18 protein-coding genes and 1 other RNA gene are annotated in these 25,235 nt (G+C 38.9%); all 19 read right to left on the bottom strand.

All coding sequences use genetic code 11. The annotated features are described in order from the left end of the window. Positions 1 to 211: 211 nt before the first annotated feature. Positions 212 to 1,957 (bottom strand): cell division protein FtsZ, encoded by a 1,746-nt coding sequence (gene ftsZ / locus WCP78_RS05585; protein WP_336279521.1) that lies wholly within the window; start codon positions 1,955 to 1,957, stop codon positions 212 to 214. Between the two features lie 70 nt (positions 1,958 to 2,027). Further along, positions 2,028 to 3,326, bottom strand: a complete 1,299-nt coding sequence (gene ftsA, locus WCP78_RS05580; RefSeq protein WP_336279520.1) for a cell division protein FtsA — start codon at positions 3,324 to 3,326, stop codon at positions 2,028 to 2,030. After that, positions 3,326 to 4,234: a cell division protein FtsQ/DivIB gene (locus WCP78_RS05575; RefSeq protein ID WP_336279573.1), complete on the bottom strand. Its 909-nt coding sequence runs from the start codon at positions 4,232 to 4,234 to the stop codon at positions 3,326 to 3,328. Before WCP78_RS05575 ends, ftsA begins: the two co-directional genes overlap by 1 nt. Next, complete coding sequence (locus tag WCP78_RS05570; RefSeq protein ID WP_336279519.1) at positions 4,222 to 5,142, bottom strand: D-alanine--D-alanine ligase; 921 nt, start codon at positions 5,140 to 5,142, stop codon at positions 4,222 to 4,224. The genes WCP78_RS05575 and WCP78_RS05570 overlap by 13 nt, the downstream gene beginning before the upstream one ends. A 238-nt stretch (positions 5,143 to 5,380) precedes the next feature. Continuing rightward, the gene (gene murB / locus WCP78_RS05565) at positions 5,381 to 6,355 is read right to left on the bottom strand and encodes a UDP-N-acetylmuramate dehydrogenase (protein ID WP_336279518.1); all 975 of its coding nucleotides are present in this window, start codon (positions 6,353 to 6,355) and stop codon (positions 5,381 to 5,383) included. Beyond that, entirely contained in the window at positions 6,352 to 7,764 is a 1,413-nt protein-coding gene (gene murC, locus WCP78_RS05560) for a UDP-N-acetylmuramate--L-alanine ligase (protein ID WP_336279517.1), read from the bottom strand. The genes murB and murC overlap by 4 nt, the downstream gene beginning before the upstream one ends. Beyond that, positions 7,748 to 8,884: a UDP-N-acetylglucosamine--N-acetylmuramyl-(pentapeptide) pyrophosphoryl-undecaprenol N-acetylglucosamine transferase gene (locus tag WCP78_RS05555; RefSeq protein WP_336279516.1), complete on the bottom strand. Its 1,137-nt coding sequence runs from the start codon at positions 8,882 to 8,884 to the stop codon at positions 7,748 to 7,750. The genes murC and WCP78_RS05555 overlap by 17 nt, the downstream gene beginning before the upstream one ends. Then, positions 8,874 to 10,031 (bottom strand): FtsW/RodA/SpoVE family cell cycle protein, encoded by a 1,158-nt coding sequence (locus WCP78_RS05550; protein WP_336279572.1) that lies wholly within the window; start codon positions 10,029 to 10,031, stop codon positions 8,874 to 8,876. Before WCP78_RS05550 ends, WCP78_RS05555 begins: the two co-directional genes overlap by 11 nt. A 119-nt stretch (positions 10,032 to 10,150) precedes the next feature. Continuing rightward, entirely contained in the window at positions 10,151 to 11,566 is a 1,416-nt protein-coding gene (gene murD / locus WCP78_RS05545) for a UDP-N-acetylmuramoyl-L-alanine--D-glutamate ligase (RefSeq protein ID WP_336279515.1), read from the bottom strand. Between the two features lie 4 nt (positions 11,567 to 11,570). After that, a complete protein-coding gene (gene mraY / locus WCP78_RS05540; protein ID WP_336279514.1) occupies positions 11,571 to 12,641 on the bottom strand; it encodes a phospho-N-acetylmuramoyl-pentapeptide-transferase in 1,071 nt (356 codons plus the stop codon). Positions 12,642 to 12,661: 20 nt separating this feature from the next. After that, positions 12,662 to 14,080, bottom strand: a complete 1,419-nt coding sequence (locus WCP78_RS05535) for a UDP-N-acetylmuramoylalanyl-D-glutamyl-2,6-diaminopimelate--D-alanyl-D-alanine ligase (RefSeq protein ID WP_336279513.1) — start codon at positions 14,078 to 14,080, stop codon at positions 12,662 to 12,664. Next, a complete protein-coding gene (locus tag WCP78_RS05530; RefSeq protein ID WP_336279512.1) occupies positions 14,077 to 15,528 on the bottom strand; it encodes a UDP-N-acetylmuramoyl-L-alanyl-D-glutamate--2,6-diaminopimelate ligase in 1,452 nt (483 codons plus the stop codon). Before WCP78_RS05530 ends, WCP78_RS05535 begins: the two co-directional genes overlap by 4 nt. Before the next feature lie 28 nt (positions 15,529 to 15,556). Continuing rightward, the gene (locus WCP78_RS05525) at positions 15,557 to 17,299 is read right to left on the bottom strand and encodes a peptidoglycan D,D-transpeptidase FtsI family protein (RefSeq protein ID WP_442895302.1); all 1,743 of its coding nucleotides are present in this window, start codon (positions 17,297 to 17,299) and stop codon (positions 15,557 to 15,559) included. Next, positions 17,299 to 17,703, bottom strand: coding sequence for a cell division protein FtsL (gene ftsL, locus WCP78_RS05520; protein WP_336279510.1), 405 nt, complete (start codon positions 17,701 to 17,703; stop codon positions 17,299 to 17,301). The genes WCP78_RS05525 and ftsL overlap by 1 nt, the downstream gene beginning before the upstream one ends. Then, entirely contained in the window at positions 17,700 to 18,698 is a 999-nt protein-coding gene (gene rsmH / locus WCP78_RS05515) for a 16S rRNA (cytosine(1402)-N(4))-methyltransferase RsmH (RefSeq protein WP_336279571.1), read from the bottom strand. The genes ftsL and rsmH overlap by 4 nt, the downstream gene beginning before the upstream one ends. 261 nt (positions 18,699 to 18,959) lie before the next feature. Continuing rightward, positions 18,960 to 19,350: RNase P RNA component class A (rnpB, locus tag WCP78_RS05510), an RNA gene on the bottom strand. A 98-nt stretch (positions 19,351 to 19,448) separates the two neighbouring features. Next, positions 19,449 to 19,958 carry a lytic transglycosylase domain-containing protein gene (locus WCP78_RS05505; RefSeq protein WP_336279509.1) on the bottom strand — a complete coding sequence of 170 codons (510 nt, stop codon included), beginning with the start codon at positions 19,956 to 19,958 and terminating at the stop codon, positions 19,449 to 19,451. Between the two features lie 849 nt (positions 19,959 to 20,807). Further along, entirely contained in the window at positions 20,808 to 21,215 is a 408-nt protein-coding gene (locus WCP78_RS05500) for a hypothetical protein (RefSeq protein ID WP_336279508.1), read from the bottom strand. Positions 21,216 to 23,574: 2,359 nt separating this feature from the next. Next, positions 23,575 to 25,224, bottom strand: coding sequence for an energy-dependent translational throttle protein EttA (ettA, locus tag WCP78_RS05495; protein WP_336279507.1), 1,650 nt, complete (start codon positions 25,222 to 25,224; stop codon positions 23,575 to 23,577). Between the last annotated feature and the right edge of the window lie 11 nt (positions 25,225 to 25,235).

The following is a 25,235-nucleotide window of genomic DNA, read 5'->3' as shown; positions in this document are numbered from 1 at the left end:
CTTCATTGATTTTGTTATACTTTAGTATACTGAAAATATTTATCGTCACAATCAATAAGAAACCCGCCTATACCTATAATAAGCGGGTTTTATAAAAAGCATAGAAGTTTTTTTTTACAAAAGTACAATACATTCCTTTAGATAGTGCTTTTACCGAACCACGAAAGAAGGACAGAATGTTCCTTCTTCCTAATTTTTATCAAATTTCCAATTACTGTACTTGGCGCCGTAAAAAAGCTGGTATTTCTAATTGATCTTCTTCGTTTATTGTACGCTGATCTTGCGGTACATGCGGATGCAACTCGCCAGAACGACGTGGAACATAACCAGAAGAATCCTGAGCATTTTTATTATAAATATGGGCTGCTTGCTGTTGAGAAGATCTCACAGCAGGTTCCAACCGAGCTTCTGGTTCAGCTTCTTCACGAGATGTTAAACTTTGTTTTAAACGCTGCCAAAGATTACGAGGGCCTTGATCATCAGAAAAGGACTTATCATTGTGACCATGGGCAACAGGAGGAAAGTCCTGTAACTGAGGCATACGCACTGGTATTGAACGAGGTTGCACCTGTTGCACTTGTTGCTTTTCACCCTGCTTCATACCCCCTCTCATTTCATCAAGAGCATGTGCCGTTCCCCCCATACCCACTGCTGCAGGCATAGGTTGCGGAGAAGCGCGATTAACCTGCGGACGCGGTGTATTTAACACCTGCCCATGAGCAGCACCTACTCCATAAGAAGAAGCATTTGCATTTCGTGCAGAAATTGCTTCTGCAGGCTGAGCAAAAATCTGACTTTTTGGATGAAATTTTTCTTCTGCAGGCTTACCAACCTCAACTTCAAGCGCTTCCATCACCCCTACCATTGATTCAGAACGCGGTGGCTGTGGTTGAGGGTGAAAAGAACTTTGTGGCATATTAGGATCAGTCTTACGAATTGAAGCTGCAGATTTTTGTAGTTTAGGATGAGGAGGCTGAACCACATCATTCACCTCACGATCTATACCCGTTGCAACGACTGATACACGAATAACGCCCTCTAATGATTCATCATCAATGGCACCAAAAATAACGTTCGCATCAGCATCTACTTCTTCACGAATACGATTAGCAGCTTCATCTACTTCAAATAACGTCATATCACGACCACCAGTAATGGAAATCAAAAGACCGCGAGCACCACGCATAGAAGTATCATCCAACAATGGATTGGCAATAGCAGCTTCAGCAGCAGCTAAAGCACGCCCTTCACCAGACGCTTCACCAGTTCCCATCATCGCACGTCCCATTTCGTGCATAACAGAACGAACATCAGCAAAATCAAGGTTAATTAGCCCCTCTTTAATCATCAAATCCGTAATAGAGGCAACACCAGAATAAAGCACCTGATCAGCCATAGCAAAAGCATCAGCAAACGTTGTTTTTTCATCAGCAATACGAAAAAGATTTTGATTAGGAATAACAATTAATGTATCGACGGACTTTTGTAATTCTTCAATACCAATCTCTGCCGTTTTCATACGACGAGCACCTTCAAACTGAAACGGTTTTGTCACAACACCAACAGTTAAAATACCCTTTTCACGTGCTGCGCGAGCAACAACAGGTGCTGCCCCTGTTCCGGTTCCTCCTCCCATACCTGCCGTAATAAAAACCATATGAGAATCTGCAAGATGGTCAATAATTTCATCAATACATTCGTCTGCAGCAGCTTGTCCAACTTCTGGTAAAGCTCCTGCACCTAAACCTTCCGTAACTGCTGCACCAAGCTGGATTACACGTTCAGCTTTTGACATTGCCAGAGCCTGTGCATCCGTATTAGCAACAACAAAATCAACTCCCTGAAGACCAGCATTAATCATATTATTCACGGCATTCCCGCCACCACCTCCAACACCAAAAACGGTAATGCGTGGCTTCAATTCCGCGATATCTGGCCGATGCAGATTAATCGTCATTTTCTTTTCCTTTTCATAAGACATCGCAAGCCAAAGCGATGAAATTAATTTTACCCAAATAAACTTTTACTTAAAAACTCTCACGCAACCACTGACCAACACGCTGAAAACACCCGCGCGTGCCCATCGATAAATGATTTACTGCAGCTCGCACTGTTTTTTCTTCAAAACCCACTAATTGCGGATAAATTAACAGCCCAACAGCAGATGAAAATGCCGCCCCTTTTGCAAGAGAAGGAAGCCTAGAAATACCTAAAGGCCGCCCTATACGAACATTTCTCCCCAATATAGTACGCGCTACTTCTGGCAACCCTATTAACTGGCTTGCTCCCCCTGTTAGAATAACACGCTTCCCAATAATGTGACCAAAACCAGAACGGTTTATACAATCACGCACCATCTCCAATATTTCTTCAACACGTGCACGAATAATGCGACCAAGAACAGCACGCGGATATTGCGTTTCACGCTGTTCGCTCCCAATCTCCGCCACATTAATCATATACCGATCATCAACACTCGCCAAAAGCGCTGAACCGTATACAACTTTTAAACGCTCTGCCTCCTCAATAGAGGTAGAGAAGCCACGTGCAACATCAAGAGTTACATGATGCCCACCAATAGCAAGTGAACCAGCATGAACAAATTTTCCCTCAGAAAACACTGAAAATGTCGTTGTTCCACCACCAAAATCAATACATGCTGCTCCTAAACGCGCCTCATCATTAATCAAAACAGCAAGACCACTTGCTAAGGGAGTTGCAACCATTGCTTCAACACTTAAATGTGCACGATTAATACAAGCCTCTAAGTTACGCAAAGACGCTGTTTCTGCTGTTATAACATGGACATCCACACTAAATAATTCTCCCATCATTCCAATGGGGTCAGAAATCCCTTTATCTCCATCCAGTACATAAGATATTGGAACTGAATGCACAACACGACGCTCAGCATCAAAAGATTTGCGCGAAACATCTGCTAATGCCATGCGCGTATCACGCATGGTTACTTCACGACCATTTAAACGCACCATACCATTAACAAGAGCACTTTGTAAGCGGCCTGCAGAAAAACTCACAATCACTGAATCTACCACCAAACCTGCCATTTTTTCTGCCGCATCAACAGCCAATCGTATTGATTGCTCTGCCGCAAACATATCCATTACAACACCAGATTTTATACCGCGCGAGCGTTGCACCCCAAAACCTAAGATTTCCATAGAATGCGTACGACCATGCAAATGCTGCGTACTCTTCAAAGGACGCAAACAAGCAATGAGACAAACGATCTTACTTGACCCCACATCAAGAATCGTCAGAAAACGCGTTTTGCGCCCCCCTACATGATGTGATCCCAACAGCATTATATGCCTCCTGCCTTTTGCATCTTTAAAAGACGTTCTTCTTCTGCCACAGCAGCGCTCCGACGTTCCAACGCTTCATCTGACAAAGAAACTGTAATTCGATCAAAAAGACGTAAATCAACACTCAAGATATCGCGGGAAAAAAGATCTTGTACAGCACCAGTCTTAATCAGAGAAGCAATCCTTTTAAGTGCACCGCTTTCAGGCAGCATAACGCGCACACCATTATTCAAAACGAGATCCCAACGCCGATCCCCCACACGTACATAAGCGTGAACACGATCATATAATTGTGGATACGCAGAAAGCGCTTGAATAAATGTTCTTGCAGCATTTTGTGCTCCTTGACCAACCACAAGCGGTAACCCCTGAACTAACTCTTTTGTAAAGGGTACAATTACACATCCTACGTTATCAATAATATCTACCATACCATCATGCTGCCAAACTGCATATGGTTCACGCTCCACAACGGAAACACGCACTCGATTGGGATAAATTTTCTGAACATGAGCCGATTTAATCCAAGTTTGTTGCTCTAAAATAGAACGCGCTCTATCAACATCAAAAATAAATATTGATGGTGAAACATCAAGCCCCAGAAGCCTTAAAATTTCTTGTTTTGCTACGCGCTTATTACCATTCACATCAACATTGGTGATTACAAAACCAATATCTGATAGGGTAGCTTTCACAACCATTTCCATATGACCATTCACTGAAATTCCGTAAAGCAACGTAACAAGGAAAAAAAACACAACCGCACAAGAACCAAAATAGCGAGGCACATGAACAGCAGTAAATACAAATTCAAACATAAACCGGACAAAACGGCGATAAAGACGCGGAAAAACCGATCTTGACAGCACCGTCTGAACATTTATTTTATTAACATTCAACGCATACACGACGCGTCCTCCACCATCCACTGAACGATATCACTATAAGTACGACCACTCGCCTTTGCGATATCAGGAAGAAGAGAAGTTGATGTCATACCGGGCTGCGTATTAATTTCAAGCCAAACCAACTCTTCTGCTTCCTCATCAAAACGAAAATCAGAGCGGCTAACACCTCTACAACCTATTGCCTGATGTGCCGCCAAAGACATTTCTTGCACCTTTTGGTAAATATTTGATGAAAGTTGAGCAGGACAAATATGAACAGAACCACCAGACTTATATTTTGATTCATAATCATAGAACCGGAAATGTTGTTCTGGCAGGATTTCACAAACATCCAAAACTTCATTTCCCAAAACAGCACAAGTAAGTTCACGTCCAGGAATATATTTCTCAACAATGACCTCATCTGAATAATTCCATTCATCAGCCACAATATTACGCGGCGGTGAAAGCTCATGCCTTTGCACAATCACAACACCAAAACTTGACCCTTCACACACAGGCTTAATCACATAAGGAGGATCCATGGGGTGCGACTGCCCCACAGAAAAGCGGCTCATCACACAAGACTGAGCAACAGAAACACCAACGCTAGCAACAACAATTTTTGCGCGCCCCTTATCCATTGCCAATGCTGATGCCATTACTCCAGAATGAGTATAGGGAATTTTTAAATATTCCAGGACACCCTGAATGCGACCATCCTCACCAAATGGCCCATGCAACGCATTAAAAGCGATATCAGGCTGCAGCTTCTCAAGAACAGAAGCAATACGACTATCAACATCCACGCGGCTCACACGATACCCATGAGCTTCAAGAACATCAGCACAAGCAATACCTGAAGACAAACTTACAGACCGTTCAGAGGAAAAACCTCCCATCAGCACAGCTATATGTCCATCCTTCATCACAACTTATCCTCCTTCGTATACTATATATAGATCACACAGAAATCACCAACACCATATACAGGAAAGACCAAGATTTATCTTTGCGAATCAACAATCTAGCATTTTCTTTAATGAATCAGACTCAAACGCATGACGCAAGAGCTTCTCTGTTAATTTATTGATTTTTAATGAATTTTTTTATTATCTCTTTGAAATGACTCAATTTTTTATTTGTGTAATTTATTTATGCTAAAAATTAATTAAACTGATCAAAAAAAGAGACTATGCGGTCTTGTTTAAATTGTCCTATACGCTGTATTTCCCACTGTAATAGATGACCTGAATGAGAAAAAACACGAGCACGCACTGTTTCACCTAAAGCTTCAAGATCATAACCTGTTGCTTGACCTGTATTAATCATAAAATTACAGTGCATTTCACTCATTTGGGCACCACCAATCTGCAAACCACGGCATCCCGCTTCATCAATAACGCGCCATGCTGAGGTACCTTCAGGATTTCGGAAAGTTGATCCACCAGTTTTTTCGCGGATAGGCTGCACTGTTTCTCTATGAAGAGCAACTTCATCCATAGCCGCACGAATATCCTCTCTCTTTCCTTGTTGCCCCTCCAACAAAGCCGCAATAAAAATGAAATCTTCGGGAATATTACAATGGCGATAAGAATAACGCATATCTGCCAAACTTAAGATATGACGCTGACCTTTACGATCAAGTGCATAAACCTCAACAACACACGCAGCCGTCTCAATACCATTAGCCCCTGCATTCATTTTGAGTGCACCTCCAAGGCCACCAGGAATACCATGATAAAAATGAAAACCGGCGATCTCAGCCTCCAAAGCAGCGGCTGCTAAATGCTTATCTGCCGTGGCAGCACCAACCAAAAAGCGTGTTGAAGAAACCTGCTGAACTTGTCCAAAACCCTTTGCTGAAAGACGAATAACAACTCCAGGAATACCTCCATCGCGTACCAGAAGGTTAGAACCAATCCCCACAATTGTTATAGGAACAGTTTCTGGCAAAGCTTGAAGAAACAGAGCTAAATCTGCTTCATCAGCAGGCTGATAAAAAAGCTCAGCCAACCCACCAGTGCGAAACCACGTCACCTTCCGCATCTCAACATTCGGTGTAAGCTTTCCCTTTATACCATTCAACGCTGGTTGCAATCGCGCCAACAGCGCCTCACCATTAATCAACTGAAAACTCATCTATTATTATCAAGTGCCGCCAACTGTTTAGGCAATGCACAAGCCCACTGTGTAATATTACCAGCGCCTAGAAAAACAACATAATCATCAGGCTTGGCAAATGTAGATATAATCGAAACAACACCCTCTAAATCATTAATCAAACGCACATCACGATGACCTGCCATTTGAATATGCTCTACCAATTCTTGAGCATTAAAACCAGCAATCGGCTCTTCACCTGCCGCATAAACCGGCGCAATCATCACCATATCTGCATCATTAAAGCAAGCAGCAAAATCATCAAATAAATCACGCAAACGTGAATAACGATGAGGCTGTGCAACCGCAATAACTTTCCCTTTCGCACTTTCACGAGCTGCACGTAAAACAGCTTTTATCTCAACAGGATGATGCCCATAATCGTCAAATATTTCAACACCACGCCAACATCCCGTCAATGTAAAACGCCGCTTTACTCCGCTAAATTCTGCTAAGCCCTTTTTTATAGATTCATTTGAAATACCAAGCTCATGTGCAATAGTAATTGCCGCAGTAGCATTAGAAACATTATGCTGCCCAGACATAGGCAAAACTAAGTTTTTCAATTCAGTTTCTTTACCTGTTTTCCGCGAACGAATAATAACATCAAAATGTGTTTTTTGGCCATCCATAAACAAATTTAAAAAACGAACATTAGCTCGTGGATTTGCACCATAAGTAATGACCCAGCGATCATCAATACGACTCGCCAATGTCTCAACTTCTGGATGATCAATACACAAAACAGCAAAACCATAAAAAGGAACATTCTCTACAAATTGCCGAAAAGCATCACGAACAGCGCCAAAACTCCCATAATGATCCAAATGTTCAGAATTGATATTTGTGACAACAGCAATATCAGCAGGCAACTTTAAAAACGTACCATCACTTTCATCGGCTTCAACCACCATCCAATCGCCATCACCCATACGAGCATTGGTACCGTAAGCATTAATAATACCCCCATTAATAACCATCGGATCAAAACGACCAGCATCAAGAAGTGCTGCTATAATTGAAGTAGTCGTTGTTTTTCCGTGTGTACCACCGACAGCAATTGCCCGCCGAAAACGCATCAATTCCGCAAGCATTTCTGCACGTTTCACAATCGGTAAACGTCTCTCCTTCGCAGCAATATATTCAGGATTTATTTTTTTAATAGCAGTAGAAATAACAACAACTTCTGCATCTCCTAAATTTTCAGCACGATGACCAATATGGACATGAATTCCTTTACTTCGTAAACGTTCAACATTGGCATTTTCAACCTGATCAGACCCTTGAACTTTATAACCAAGATTATGAAAAACCTCAGCAATTCCACTCATGCCAATTCCACCAATTCCAACAAAATAAATAAGACCGATATCAAGCGGCATTTTCATCAAAAAGCTCCTCTTTAATATCTGAAAGCGGCTGCTTTGCAATCAACGCTTCAACCATATGAGCAAGACGACTTGTTGCATAAGGTTGCCCAACTTTTTTTGCAGACAGCGCTTGTTTTTCCAATAAGTGTGGTGCACAACAAACTTCCGTTAAGAGACAAGCAAGTTTTTGTTCATTTAAATCCCTTTCTGATATAATTTGAGCACCTCCCACTGCAGAAAGAAGTGCCGCATTCGCTGCCTGATCGTGATCTAAAGCATGAGGATATGGAACGAGCAAAGCAGGCCGACCGATCACAGCTATTTCACAAACAGATGATGCACCAGCGCGTGATAAAATAAAATGAGATGACGCCATACGTTCAGCTATATCATCAAAAAAAGCTGCAACTTCTGCTTGTACACCCATATCGCGATAAGTTTTGATCAACTCTTCAGCTCCACCTCGAACCTGCTGAGTAATCCGTAAGCGTTTACGTATTTCATTATCCAGCAAAGCGACTGCTTCAGGTACAATTTGTGAAAAAAAAGAAGCACCTTGACTACCACCAAAAACCAAAAAATGAAATGGCTGTGCACCACGAGAAGAACAATAAGGAACCTTTGCTGCTTTAAGAACAGCCTCACGCACAGGATTCCCAGTCAAAAGCGTTTTATACGCATAAACATCTTTTGGTGGCAACAAACCACCTGCTATCGCATGAACCATAAAGGCCAACGCACGGTTGGCACGACCCATAACAGCATTTTGCTCATGAATAAATGTTACGCGCCTCGTTAAAGAGGCAATCAAAAGCGGAGGAATAGTGGGATAACCACCAAAACCACCAACAAGAGCAGGACGCAATCTGTAGAAAAGCACCCAGGATTGTCCCATTCCTTTCAACAGATACCAAAATGTTTTTATGAGTGCAAAGGGATGACGCCGTGTGAAAGTTGCCGATGAAATAATATGAATATGCTCTTCATCAAAATAACGAACAAAACACCTAGCTCTTTTATCCGTTGCTAAATGAACATCATATCCACGCTGCCTTAATTCAACAGCAAGTGCTTCTGCGGGAAAAAGATGTCCACCTGTACCACCAGCTACCAAAACAATAACTTTTTTATCTGTCATAAGCGGCATCCGAAGAAACAGGTGAAGAAAAAGCTGAAAGGCGCGCTTCTGGCCACCGGCGTGTCAAACTGAGCAAAATACCCATAGAAACAGCGATCGCCATCATAGATGAGCCACCATAAGAAATGAATGGCAATGTCATACCTTTGGGAGGCATTAAATGCAGATTAACACCCATATTAATTCCTGATTGAAAGCCAATCACCATCGCTATACTAGTAATAGCAAGACGGGTAAATGCATCACGTGTATTCATTGCTATATAAAGTGAGCGTGTAATAATGAAGCCAAAAATCATCAGAATCAATAAGCAGAGAACTATACCATACTCTTCAGCAGCAACAGAAAATACAAAATCCGTATGGCTGTCAGGAATAATACGCTTCACTGTCCCCTCGCCAGGCCCTTGACCAAACCAACCGCCATTCAAAATAGCTTCACGCCCCACATCTACTTGAAAAGTATCACCTTTTCCCGTCAAAAAACCATCAATACGTTCTCGCACATGGTGAATAAAAATATAGGCTAAGACACCACCAGCCATAAATACGATGATAAATAAAAAAATAATGACAAGAGACACACCTGCAACAAAAAATAAACCACCCCATACTGCACTAATCAAAACAGTTTGACCAATATCAGGCTGTAAAACAAGCAGCACGCAACAAAAAGCATAAAGTACAAAAGCTAACATGTAATTGAAAATACGCTTAATCCGTATTTGCTCTGAAAAAAACCAAGCTGATATAACGACAAAAGCTGGCTTCATAAACTCAGAAGCTTGTATAGAAACACCAAACACATGAATCCACCGCCGAGCTCCCTTTAATTCTGACCCCCAAAATAAAGTTGCAACCATAAGAATAAGCATCATAGCTAACAAAATAATACATAAACGACGAATGTTACGAGGTGAAAAAAAAGAAATGGTAATCAGAATAAAAAATGCAAGAACGCTAAAAATGATATGCCAACGAACAAAATAAAAATGATCGGCAATCCCAATTTTCTTCGCAATGTTAGGGCTCGCTGCAAAAGATAACATGATCCCAATTCCCATCAACATCAAACAAGCAGCAAAAATAGAACGATCAATTGTCCACCACCAGTTGGCAATTGGATCTCGATTAGCACGAGTAACCATCATATTCACTTTATCCTTTTCACACTTGTACTCAAAGTGATATGGTCTACCTATTCTTAGCAGACGACACTCTTATAACTGAGTTACATGAAAAAAGATTCTGGAATATTAACACAAAATCATTTTCTTACAATTTGTGCTTCTTTCCACTGTAAAACAAAAGAAATAAATGCGTCTCCACGTTCTTCATAATTTTTAAACTGATCATAACTTGCACAAGCTGGTGAAAAAAGGATCACCGCCTCTTTTGCCTCACAACGAACTGCATCAGAAGCTGCTTCATGCACTGCATTTTTCAAAGTTAAACTCATCGAAAAAGGAAAAGAGGATCCAATAACACCAGAAAATTCTTCTGCCGAAGTTCCAATCAAATAAGCTTTACGAATTTTATAAAAAAATCTTTTAAGAGCATTAATTCCACCTTCTTTTGCCTGTCCTCCAACAATCCAAAAAATATCATTAAACGTAGACAGCGCAGGAGCCGATGCATCTGCATTGGTAGCTTTGCTATCATTAATAAACAAAACTGATCCAATTTTACAAACTTGCTGCATACGATGAGGCAACCCCTTATAACTCGCTAAATACTTTTCTATGTATGAATCAGTAATTTTTAAAGCCTGCAATGTTGCTAATACCATAAGAGTATTTTGCGCATTATGGCTACCGCGCAATGCAGTCATATTTGCAAGATCTACAAGCATATGTCGCCGTCCGTGATAAACAGAAAAAAGCTTAGTTTCATTTGCATAAAAGCCATTTTCAAGAAAACGCTCCTTGGAAATTGCCTCAATTTTGTGACCTTCATTTATCAATTCTTGATACAAAGCCTGACAAACTGCGTCATCAACTGAAATAAAAGCATGCAAAGCTCTAGAAATTAAACGTCTTTTGGCCTGCACGTAATGAGCAAAACTACCATGACGATCAATATGATCAGGCGTTAAATTTAATAAAAGACCAATAGTTGGCTGAATAGATGGCGTAAGATCAATCTGAAACGATGAACATTCAATCACATAAATACGCTCTTTAACAAATGGCTTAAGCGTTAATATTGCCGTTCCAATATTTCCACCCATCTGCACACTATATCCCATCTGTTCCAACAGATGGGCAAGCAAAGCTGTCGTTGTTGATTTTCCATTCGTGCCCGTAATAGCAATGAACGGAACATCCCGATCACAAAAACCATGAGTCTTTAGAAAATGGTTACGTGCACGAACAAATAATTCAATATCACCAATAATTTCAACACCCGCTTGACGTGCTTTATCAACCACCCAATGAGGATTCGGGTAAGTTAAAGGAACCCCAGGTGTTAAAATTAATGCACCAAACTCTGACCAATTTTCATACTGAAGATCTTTTGTTGGAATACCTTCTCTACAAGCCGCTTCCAAGCCCACAGGATTATCATCCCACGCAACAACCTCTGCACCACCACTAATCAATGCTTGTGCAGCCGCTAATCCTGACCGCCCTAATCCAAAAAGAGCAACTTTCTGACCTTTATAGCACTCAACAGAAATCAAAATCTCACCGCAATTTAAGTGTTGAAAGACCAATCAAAGCAAGCACAATCGAAATAATCCAAAAGCGTATCACGACTTGGCTTTCAGTCCAGCCTTTTTTTTCAAAATGATGGTGGATTGGCGCCATAAGGAACACACGCTTTTTTGTTAACTTGAAATAACCAACCTGAATAACAACCGAGAACGCTTCTAGAACAAAAAGCCCACCAATAAGAATCAAAACAATTTCATGTTTGGTTGCTACAGCAACAACACCCAATAACCCTCCAAGTGCTAACGAACCGGTATCTCCCATGAAAATAGCTGCTGGAGGTGCATTAAACCATAAAAAACCAAGACCAGCACCAAAAACAGCTCCTAATAAAACAGCCAATTCCCCTGTCCCAGATACATAATGTATTTGTAAATAATCAGCAAAATGTACATTACCAGAAAGGTAAGCAATCAAAGCAAAAGATAGGGCAGCAACCATAACAGGAACAATAGCAAGCCCATCAAGACCATCAGTTAAATTAACTGCATTACCAGTCGCTACAATAACAACAGCAGAAAAGGGAAGAAAAAACCAACTTAAATTGATAACAAAGTCCTTAATAAAAGGAAGTGCTAATCCGGGCGAGCCGACTTGCAAAATAAAAAAAGAAGAGATTGCTGCAATTATAAATTCCAAGCTTAACCGTGCTTTACCAGAAAACCCTTTTTCCGTTTGTTTTGTTACCTTAAGATAATCATCATAAAAGCCAATTGCCCCAAACGAAAGCATAACGAATAATGATATCCAAAAATAAATATTCGATAAATTACACCATAAAAGCGCTGATACCACAATCCCAGTCAAAATCATGAGTCCACCCATAGTAGGTGTTCCAGCTTTTTTAAAATGTGTTTGAGGACCATCAGCCCGAATGGGCTGTCCTTTTCCTTGCCTTAATTTAAGAGCAGCAATAATGCTAGGACCAAACAAAAATACAATTAACCCCGATGTCAGCATTGCTGCCACAGTACGAAAAGTAATGTAACGGAAAACATTAACACCTGGAAGCCAATCACTTAGCGAAGAAAAAAATAACATCATAAGAGAGGAACCTACCAAAATTATAAAGAAGCTTTATAATGATCCAAAAGTGCAATCACAATATCTGATGAAAAAACACTATGGGATGATTTAATCATAATCAGATCTCCATCTGAAATTTCCGAAAAAATAAGCGGCAAAATCTTTTCAATATTATCAGCGTAATGAACCTTAACGTAAGCAGAAAGATCGGCTGTTAAAAACTTCATTGCCTCGCCAAATAAAAAAACCGGATCAGCACCAGAAGTACGTATTGGTTCAATTAACTCACGATGGAATTTTTCACTGTAATCTCCTAACTCGAGCATATCACCCAACACAGCAATTCTCCGCCCCTTTCTTCCCACTGGCCCCCTAGAAAGAAGATCAAGAGCAGCTTGCATAGAAGCAGGATTAGCATTGTAACTTTCATCAATTAAATGAAAGACACCACCATTTTGTAAAGATAACCGATGGAGCATACCACGACCTTTTGGAAGAGAAAAACAGCTTAAAGCAGGTGCAATCCGCGCTAAATTAGCGCCAATAGCATCACAAGCAGCAAGAGCTCCTAAACTATTTTGCGCGATATGTTGACCTGGAGCACCTATTTTAACTATCATATCAAAACCAGCAATACATGCCTTCATATGAGAAGAATCTGTTAAAAAACGAAGTTCTTTTGCCTGATAATTAGCATGCTTATTTTTCCCAAAGCTCAAAATCTTTGTCACACCACATTTTTTTGCTTTGTCGACTAAATAAGAAAAAAAATTATCATCTGCATTTAAAACGGCAATACCTCCCTCATCCAGCCCCTCAAAAATCTCAGCTTTTGCATCTGCAATTTCCTCAAGACTTTTAAAAAATCCCATATGCCCAGCAGCAATACGAGTAATTAAAGCCACATGCGGACGAACCAACTTGACTAAGGGACGAATTTCATCTTTATGATTCATACCAATTTCAAAAATACCATAATCACTATCTGCAGGCATTCGAGCTAAAGTTAACGGAACCCCCCAATGATTATTAAAAGAAGCTAAATTAGCGTGAACTTTTCCAACAGTTTCAAGCACCTGCCTTAAAATCTCTTTTGTTGTTGTTTTTCCAACAGAACCTGTTACGGTTATAATTTTTGCCTTTGAACGCTTACGTGCTGCTTGTGCAAGCTTTTGTAGTGCCTGCAATACATCAGTAACAACAATAAATGGGAGCGCTAATTTTTTCATTTCAGACAAACGATCTTGCGCAATTACAATGGCTCCAGCACCTTGAAAATGAGCTTGCGCAACAAAATCATGGCCATCAAAACGATCACCTTTTATACAAAAAAAGATATCGCCTTTTACGAGCGTTCGACTATCAATAGAAATGCCAGAAAAAGTTTCTGGCAAATCCCCAATCACAAAACCATCCATTGAATTCAAGAGTGTTTGTTTATCCCATAAAGCGGTCATTGACTTCTTTCCTTTAAAGCAGAAAGCGCATGCAGGCGGTCTGAAAAAGGATAGATTTTCTCTCCTATAATCTGACCATCTTCATGACCTTTTCCGGCTATAATCAATGTATCTCCAGCTTTAAGAAGACCGACTGCATAAGAAATTGCTTCACTCCGATCCGCTATTTCTATTGCTTCTGGCACTGCTTGTAAAATATCTTCTCGAATTTTTTTTGGCGTTTCAGTGCGAGGATTATCATCAGTTACAATAACGATATCGGCTCTCTTAGCTGCAATTTTTCCCATCAAAGGTCTTTTCCCTTGATCACGATCACCACCACAGCCAAAAACAAGAATTAAACGCCCCTGCGTAAAAGGACGAACAGAAAGTAATACTTGTTCTAAAGCTTCTGGCTTATGCGCATAATCTACATAAACAGGAGCATTATCTTCTGTCTTTCCAATCAGTTCTAACCGACCAGGGGCTCCCTGCAAAACTTCAAGAGAGCGAAACACTTTATCAGAAGGAACGCCTGTCGCAATTGCTAACCCTGCAGCCATCAACGCATTGGTTACTTGAAAATCTCCAGCCAAAGGTAAATCAAATATATAAATATTGTCTCCCATACGGCATTCAACACGCTGTTTCGAGCGGTGATGCTCAACACGATTAACTGTGATAAATGTCCCTTTACGTCCAATTGTTAATACATGGCGACATGTTTGTCTGACATAATCAATAACTCTTTGTGAATAAACATCATCCGCAAAAATCAAAGCAGGAGAATCTTTGGGCAAAAGCGTATCAAACAGCTTCATTTTAGCACGCAAATAATCCTCCACGCACGTATGATAATCCATATGATCACGGCCTAAATTAGTAAAAGCAGCAGCAGCCAAATTAACCCCATCAAGTCGACTTTGATCAAGTCCATGCGAAGAAGCTTCAAGAGCTGCGTGTGTCACACCATCTTTAGTAATTTCACACAACAAACGCTGTAAAATAACTGGATCTGGTGTTGTAAGATACCCATAATCAATCCGTTTAGGAGAAATAAGACCCACTGTTCCTATACTGGCTGCACAAAACCCAACAAATTTCCAAATTTGCTGAAGAAAAGATACAACCGATGTTTTACCACTTGTACCTGTCACAGCCACTACAGTTTCAGGTTGAGAACCGTAAAAACGTGCTGCTGCTATCGCTAAACTATGACGAACATTAGAAACGCGTAAGACTGGAACAGATAAAGTCTCAAAAACGAAATTATCATCTGTAACAATTGCTCGTGCACCACGTTTTATAGCATCGCTTATATATTGTCTGCCGTCACCTCTATGTCCTGGAACAGCCACAAAAACATAGCCCGGCAACACTTGCCGAGAATCTGCACTTATTCCTGTAATTTCAATAAGTCCCAAATAATCCTCTTTAATACATTCCGTAAACAATGCTCCAAGCAACATGACCACACACCTATCTTCATATTAAATGTCACCATTTTTTTAATAACTCCGCACCACTATGCGTTCTTAAAGTTGGCTTGTACTCTTTTTTAAAGTCTGGTTTAATCCCTAAAAAACTGGCTGAACGGCGAATAATATTAGCAAGCACTGGCCCCGCATTCATTGCTGCCGTTGCTGACTTCTTTCCATCTTCAGGTTGTGGCTCATCAATAATTGTTAAGACAACATAGGAAGGATTATCAATCGGAAAAGCAGCAAGAAAACTATTAAAATTTTTTGTTTTAGAATATTTTCCATTTTTAACTTTTTCAGCTGTTCCTGTTTTTCCACCAACGCGGTAACCTTCTACTTTTGCGTTACGCCCAGAACCAATATCGCTATTTAACTTATAAAGATACCGCATATCTTGACTCGTTTTAGCACTCAAAACTGATTTTGCATATTTCAAAGCTTGAGTTCTTGTTCGTTTTAAAAATGTAGGAGCAATTAACTGACCACCATTCATCAAAGCAGCAGCACCGACTGCTGTTTGTAAGGGTGTTGTTGCCATACCATGTCCAAAAGAAATTGTCATAGAATGAATATCATGCCAATGACGTGGCGCAATAGGATGAGCAACTTCAGGCAATTCCGTCGTCATACGATCGAGTAAACCCAACCGTTTCAAAAAATCACGATGTCCATCAACTCCTATCTCTAATGCTTCTTTAGCAGAGCCAATATTAGAAGAATAAATAAAAACCTCCCACAATTTTAGAGGACGATTTTTCCCATGAAAATCATGAATAAAATAATTTTGACTTGCTTGAAGGGGATGTGAAGCATCAATCAGACTATTTAAATGAAAAATATCTGAATCAAGTGCCATCGCGGTCGTAAAACTTTTAATAATAGAACCCATTTCAAAAGTTCCAGCTGTCATCCGATTTAAACGATCACTTTTCAGAGCATCAACAGGATTTCCAGGGTTAAAATCAGGAATAGATGCCATAGCCAAAACTTCACCAGTGTGAATATTTAAAATAACTGCTCCTGCAGCAATCGCTTTATAACGTTTCATTGCTTTAGTCAGCTCATCATGCATGATTGTCTGAATACGAATATCAAGCGAAAGCTGAATTGGCTTTAATGACGATTCAGTTGCCAGACCAGCAACACGCAAAACACTTAAGCCAGCATCATCAATATATTTTTCCATGCCAGCTATGCCTTGATTATCAACATTAACCATGCCAAGAATATGCGAGGTTACAGATCCACTCGGATAAAAGCGACGCACTTCAGTACGAAAACCAATACCTGGGATACCAAGCGCCATGATTTTTGTCCTTTGCATTGGTGTTAATCCACGCTGGATCCAAGAAAAACCAGACTTTCTTTTTAGACGCTTATAAGTTTCCTGCCAATTTAAATTGGGCAACACTGTTGAAAGTAATTCAATAGTTTCATCCACATCAATAATGCGTCGTGGTTCAGCAAAAAGCGAATAAGTCTTAATATCCGTTGCTAATAAACGACCATTGCGATCAATAATATCGGGTCGAACAGCTAATGGAAAAACTGCTGGCCCTTTTGCTTCTTCAATCTGACCACCTTCAAGCCCATAAGAAATAAGGCACGCCCCCATAATACCATACAAAATGAGAAAACATAACAAAGAAAAAAGCAAACGTAGACGACTAGAATGCAAGCGATGAATAGGAAATTTATCAACACTCAACTGATTGTTTAAATGCTTTTTTTTCCATAAAGATAGAAATGGTAGCCTTATCACTGCGCGCCCTTTTGAATAAAATTATTCATGCATGAAACACAATTCTTTGCTAAAAAATCTTTATCCTCCTTAATGGTATTTTGTTTAATCACTTCTTCAATTGAATCATGTACACGCGTAGGAATATCTTCAAACTCAACAACTTGACGAGGCTGAATTGTTTCTAAGCCAAGTTCTTTTTGATAACGTTTAGCAAGTCTTTGCATACGTGATGGTTCTATCATGATAGCCCATTCAGCACGAAACATGCGAACCATATTTTTTTCTGCAAAAATTTCATGTTCAAGATGACGAACTTCACTAATTCGCTTTTGAACATCATATTTTACTTTATAAGTGAATCCTGCCATGCAAATCATAACCATCACTAAAATCATATCCAATGTGCGAAAAACTGTCATTTTTTTCTGCTCTCAAAATTGACAATTCCTGCTAAGCTAAATAATTCCATATCTGTAGGAAGACTATCTGTCTCAGTGCGTATACCCACACGTAACCTTGCAGAACGTGCACGAGGATTTTTGTGTACCTCCTCTTCATTTGCAGTTATCCCACCTTTAAATATAGGAAAAAATGTTGTTGGAGACGGCTTGATTTCAGGAAGATGACGTGATCCTCCACACTTTCCTGAACGAACAGAAAAAAATCTTTTGACCATGCGATCTTCAAGAGAATGAAAACTAACTACACCTAAACGCCCCCCTGCTTTCAAAACACGTTCAGCAGCAAATAAGCCGCGCGCAAGTTCACCAATTTCATCATTAACATATATTCGAAGAGCTTGAAACACACGCGTTGCAGGATGAATGCGATCTCCCGGTTTACGACCAACTAAAGATTCGATAGCATCGGCGAGATCAACTGTACGCAAAAAAGGTTGAACACAGCGACGTTTTGCAATCATTCGTGCAATGCGGTTTGCATAACGCTCTTCTCCTAATATCTTAAATATCTGAGCTAAATCATATACTTTTAAATTATTCACAACATCGCTGGCCGTAAAACCAACTTGAGCCATTCTCATATCCAGTGGACCATCTTTTTGGAAAGAAAACCCTCTTTCCGCTTCATCAAGCTGCATTGAAGATACACCAATATCTAAAATAACCGCATCCACCTTTTCTTTAACTACACGATCTAATTGTGAAAATTCCATTTGCACTAAACGAAGTCGTGGAAAAAATTCATCAACAAGCGGTTGTCCCTCACAAATAGCATAAGGATCACGATCAAGAGCAATAACATCCGCGCCCGCATTTAATAAAGCACGTGTATACCCACCAGCACCAAAGGTACCATCAATTACTTTCGATCCTGCCAATGGTGCAAGCCCAGCTAAAACTGGCTGTAGCAACACTGGGATATGGCGTTCAGCTCTGTTACCGTCTTTTATCAAAATAACCCGTCTTGATGTATGCTTTCCAAAACCAATGGCCGTTAAAGGCAATTGATATCGTAATAACCAAAACTTTAATTCCCATATCTATCACAATAAAGGAAGATGAAATTAAAATTAATCGAACATATGCTAACGCATTATACTTAAAAAAACGTTATGATAAAAAACATACCCCCATCTAAGTGGGCAGTTGCAAACATAAGCTTTTATCTAACCTGTGCTAGTTGAATTGATTACGTACACAATATCGTACCTATAAATATCAGTCGGCCTGTAAGCCGGGTTCTGTATGGTAAAGCTTACACTCTACATGGCAACCATTCATCTGGGACGGATGTTACCATCCGCCTCGTGCAACCTACCCAAATGACTCACCTGGAAACTGGCTGCAAGTTCTACCTTGCACGTCATTTCTATTCGGTCTTGCTCCCGGTGGGGTTTACCTTGCCACACTCATTACTGAATGCGCGGTGGGCTCTTACTCCACCCTTTCACCCTTACCTATAAAAATAGGCGGTTTGCTTTCTGTGGCACTTTCCCTAGGGTCGCCCCCGCCGGGTGTTACCCGGCACCGTTTTTCCATGGAGCCCGGACTTTCCTCACTTGCCGCCTTTAGGCATTGAACAAGCGCGGCTGCCCAGCCGACTGACATATCGCTTATAAAACATTTTTCATTAAGTGAAAATAGCTCCTTCAGAATATTGTGCAAATCCCAGAAAGAAAATTTGCAAATACCTAAGTAAATGATCATTTTAATGAAGAAAGATAAGTTTTAACTTTTAAACAATATTTTGCCGAAACAGAATTCATTTTTTTTGCAGCATGACCTGCATTATATTTCAGAACTGTGCCACACGTACTGCCACCACTTAATTTATATGCTCGCGCCAAGTAGCGCATACCATACTCAAGATTAGTCGCAGGATCATAAAGATCTTGAACAGAACCGTTAAAGCCCAAGCCTCGAGCAGTAGAAGGTTTAATTTGCATCAACCCTATTTCACCAGCAGCTCCCTTTATATGTGCTCTATAATTACTCTCAATACGTACAACAGCATGCACCAAATTAACGGGAATATTATATTTATTCGCAAATTGTTTAATAAGAGATTCATAAGGACGAACAGGCATCTTAGATGTAGTAATCGCTGAACGTTCATCTGAATTTGCGACATTTAACACTGTATGCGCTAAACTTATGTCAAATACAAAAGACACAATAAAAGCAGCATTTAAAAAGATTTTCAAAAATTGCATTTTCTTTCTCTTTAATTAAAGCATTCTCAAATCATAATTAAACAGTATCGTGAATGCATTATACGTAGAAAGAAAGCTAAAGAATGTTTCTAAAATGAAAATACTAAGACTATTTAAAGATAACTTTTTATATAAAAAGAAAATCAATCAATTTATGCATTGTATATTTCTATATCTCATTAAAGATAAAAAAAGAAAGAAACTATAATAAAAAACTAAACATAATAAAATTAAAATAATGCACTATATCACTTACTGACACATCAACTATACTATAAATTTCCAGAAATAAAATTCTCCTAAAAAGTTTTTGTCATTTTTCATGTATAAATTAAATACCCATATATGTTAGGTATAATAATTGCAAAAAAGATCTCATATAAGCTAAAATGCTTGCAAAAAATGCTCTCTCTGCCAAAAATCCTTAGCAGAAGCAGACTATAACTAACATCTTGAAGAAAATAATCCCCCTCCTGCCGCACAAAATTTATGCTATGCAACCTTTTACTAAAATAACCCTCTAAAAAACAGCATAATAATAAAATCGGCTAACGGCAAATATCGTTTAAACTTTATAAAAAACTAACACAAACAGCCATGATACCTGTTGGTAAAAATCTGTGAAGCTCTTTAATCCACACAGCAAGCTACACAACTCCTTGCGAACATCGCTCGCATACACTTTATATTCAAAAACAAACAAATATATTTTAGCAAAGAGCGGCATTATAATGGACTTCACTCAAAATGTCCATTAAAATAAAATAAAAATCTTTTCGCGGTGCTTTTTTGTGCAAAAATACGACAAAATACCCCTCTCACTTGCAAATATCGTCTCTCTTATCATGACTAAAAATAATCGTCGCCAATAGAAGAATTAAAAATCGCTTTTGACACAGCCATTGCAACAGCTTCACCATATTCGCGTGCAGCTACCTCACTGTGACCATTTGCAAAAGCAGAGGCAATCGCATCTCGACGAATTAACTCTATCAGTTGCTTCTTTTGCTGAACACTCATCTTAGAGGCATTTTTCAGAAATTCTGGAAAAGACACCGCTAATCTTTCCAAAATTAAATGCTCTATTGAAGTTACATCATCTTTTAAATCTTTTAAGGTTTCGGCTTGAGGAGAAGACAACACTCCGCTACGAACAAACCAACCAATACCCCCGCTTCGAAAAATAAAAAAAACGGCTACAGAAAACGAAAACACAAACAAGATCACAGCACCACGGCGCCAACAAAATCTCATCATCTCTCACTCAAATACCGCAGCAAGGCAAAAGTAGCTTGCTCAAACCAGATTCGAAAAACCCTTAACAAAGAACCGCTCTTCTAGAAAGAAAAAACACCCTGTTCCCAATCACTCCCGTGGCTCTCCCAATAATTATAGTCATAAGACGTCAAACGCTCGCTCTCACTTTTTAGCTATTCTACCCAAAACACTTACCAAATCACGAAAAAGACAAAGGCCCGGCTGAGGATTTCCCCTCAGTCAGGCCAGACAATCTAAGGGATCCACGCGGGGGGAGGGGAGGAGGTTCCCTGATCGTCTTTTCGCATCCACTAATAGCCGATGCAATAATCCTGCTATGGAATAAAATATTTCAAACAACAAGAAATTCTTATTACCCTTCGTATAAAAAATACAAAAAAATTATAAATTCCTTAAAAAATGGAAAAATTAAGGCATAAAACCATTATAAATGATCCAATTTGAAGCAAAATTATGTTAAAAGCATTTCGCAATCGTCTTAATTTTTATACAATTTTGTACGAAAAATCCATCATTATCAAAATTTAAAAATACAAGCGCCTTTTATAACTTGCATTTCTGTGAAAAATAAAACCGTTGAACACATTAATTTCAAATGAACACAAAAGATTAATCTAAAATGTATCTAAATTTTAAATTATTTATACAAAATACTCTGAAAATTTTTATGCAAAACGGCATTAACTCTAAGTTTGAATTGTTAAGATTCACAAAAAATTTTCAAAGCATTAATTTCACATCACTCGCCTATTATCTCAGTTTAAGGTGGTCATAAACTGTTTTGTAAACAAGCGATGAATTCAGACCAATGCACGATCACAACAAAACAATCAGTGCTAACATTTTCTTTCTCATCCCCATTGCTAAACTATTCTGAAGAATAAGAATAGAAATTTTAGTATCTCAAAATTATCGTACTATATTTCACATTCATAAATAGCTGTTTTAATCACCGTTTTTGTAAGATACCATCTCTTATCCATAAAACGCTATTATCGTGCTTTTAAATTAAAAAATCAAAACGAGTAAGGCTCTTATAAAAATATAATTATGCAAACTCGACTATTAATCCTTTATATTATCTATCTGTAAATGCGGATCACAAACAAGCTAAGATTTATAACCATTATTCCTACATTATCTTCACTTGTCATAGGAGTAAAATAAATCGTTTATTTTAAATCTACTCTACACTTTTCAAGCCTAGTTCTATTTATTAATTTTAACAGCCAAAGCACAAATAAGCATAATAAAGTGTAAATGCTAAATTAATAGCGAATAAAAAACCCATACTGTTTTCTAGAATAAAAACACTTATGCACCCATTAAATAACCTGCGAATTCTTAAACCAAAAGTCAAAATTAGTATCCCTAACAGATAACTGTAAAAAGTATCATTTGTACATAAATAAGCGCGGTTCCAACTGTGCATACTAATAAAGCTTAATATAGAAATATAGAACCTGTGTATTAATATTTAAAATTGTTTCAAATGCTTTTTGCTAACCATATTTAGCAAAGAACTTCCATAACAAAATCTTGTAATACAATAATAATTATAACCATTCTATTGCACAAAATTTTGTAAGATATCCCTACTCTCCTGCCCTTTTAAATGTTATTTTTAACATCTATCAAACGCACTAAATTATATTTTTAATATTCAATTATTTTCTGAAAAACTAGGGTAGCAGCTACCACAAGATAATATCAATGATCATGAAAAAACAAAAATAAATTCATTCTCTTTCTAATAATGTTTAATGAACTACACTTCATATAATAAACACAAATATCGTGATTACTTATTTAACAACTGTCAGTATAAATAAGATCCCATACCGTTAAATTTTTGTTATGTAGAAAATATGCAAGTAAACCGCCTATCTTTATCGCTACTGGCAGTAACACAAACATCGTATCTAAACTAACTTATTTTTTCATAAAAATATTCCTGAACTAAGAATATATAAGCACTATTATAAATGAATAACAGTGAAGAGATATACTGCTGTTTTATTATAATATAAAAAATAGATAATTTCTCAAAAATTAACAACTCCACCATACTATAATAATCAGAGTCACCCCTATGTTCTATATAAACCCTATCCTCCCCCCAATTTTGCAAGCAGTCACTAACCTTTATACGATCATAAACATATTAAGTGCGAGTTGATTGCTTTCTTATGAAGGGCATTTTAAAGCCATTATATTTTTTATAGCCAATATAATGAATAAAAACCTTAAGCGTGACATACGATTTTCCTCTTGAAAATACAGTCTACATATATCGCTGCCACCATTTCTTAATTAACCTCAAATAAGATAAAAAATGTTAACGTGTGAGAGGCTTATAATTTACACGCTTAAGATTAAGAGCATCTGCACCAAGACGACGGATTTTATCAGCCTCATATTCGGAAAAATTACCTTCAAACCATTCTACATGGCCATTACCTTCAAAAGCCAAAATATGAGTCGCCAATCGATCAAGGAACATACGATCATGCGATATAATAACTGCACAACCGGCAAAGTTTTCTAAGGCATCTTCCAATGCACCCAAAGTTTCGGTATCCAGATCATTCGTCGGCTCATCAAGAAGAAGAACATTGCCTCTCTCTTTTAAAAGTTTAGCCAAATGTACGCGATTGCGTTGTCCACCTGACAAGTTTGCCACTTTTTGCTGCTGATCTGCACCTTTAAAATTAAATGCCCCGCAATAAGCACGGCTGTTCATTTCATATTTACCTAACTTAATGATATCATTTCCGCCAGAAATTTCCTCCCAAACAGTTTTATCTCCCACTAATGAATCACGACTTTGATCAACATAGCTTATCTGAACTGTTTCTCCGATGTGTATCTTACCTGAATCTGGCTGTTCTTGTCCGGTTAACATTTTAAACAAGGTAGATTTTCCCATTCCATTAGCACCAATGACTCCAACAATTCCACCAGCAGGAAGTTTAAAAGAGAGGGAATCAATCAACACACGCTTACCATATGCTTTAGATAGGTTATCAACTTCAATAACAACCTGTCCCAATCTTTCGCAAATAGGAATAATGATTTGTGCTTCTCCAGGCCGGCGTTCATGTGCAGCTCTAACCAATTCATCATAGGCTTTAACCCGAGCCTTTGATTTTGCTTGCCGCCCTTTTGGACTGGAAGCTAACCATTCTTGCTCGCGCGATAATGCACGCTGGCGTGCAGCTTCTTCACGGCTTTCCTGAGCTATACGTTTAGCTTTAGCTTTTAAATAAGAAGAATAATTTCCTTCATAAGGAATACCTTTACCCCGATCTAATTCCAAAATCCAACCCGTGACGTTATCAAGAAAATAGCGATCATGTGTTACTAAAAGCACTGCACCGGGATATTCACGCAAATGCCTTTCAAGCCAAGCTGTCGTTTCCGCATCCAAATGGTTTGTTGGCTCATCCAAAAGTAATAAATCTGGTTTAGACAAAAGTAACTTACAAAGCGCAACCCGCCGCTTCTCACCTCCTGAAAGTTTTGTTACATCCTCATTTGCTGGTGGACAATCAAGAGCAGCCATAGCCATTTCTACTTGATTGTCTAAATCCCAAAGATTTTGACTATCAATGATATCTTGCAATCGCGCACTCTCATCAGCTGTTTCTTCGCTATAATTCATCATCAATTCATTATAACGATCCACAATTGACTGCTTATCCGCAACACCTTCCATCACATTGCCACGCACGTCTTTGCTTGTATCAAGAATAGGCTCTTGCGGAAGATAGCCACAACACGCACCTTCAGAAAGCCACGCTTCTCCCGTATATTCTTTATCGAGTCCAGCCATAATACGTAAAATGGTTGATTTACCTGCACCATTTGGTCCTAAAATACCGATCTTTGCATCTGGATAAAAGGATAGATGAATATTCTCCAAAATTTTTTTATTGCCATGAGTTTTATTGAGCCCAGCCATGTGATAAATAAATTGACGTACCATAAAGTTCTCTT

It is taken from the genome of Bartonella occidentalis, from assembly GCF_037070875.1.
Taxonomy (GTDB): domain Bacteria; phylum Pseudomonadota; class Alphaproteobacteria; order Rhizobiales; family Rhizobiaceae; genus Bartonella.
This window is presented reverse-complemented; position numbering and strand designations above follow the sequence as displayed.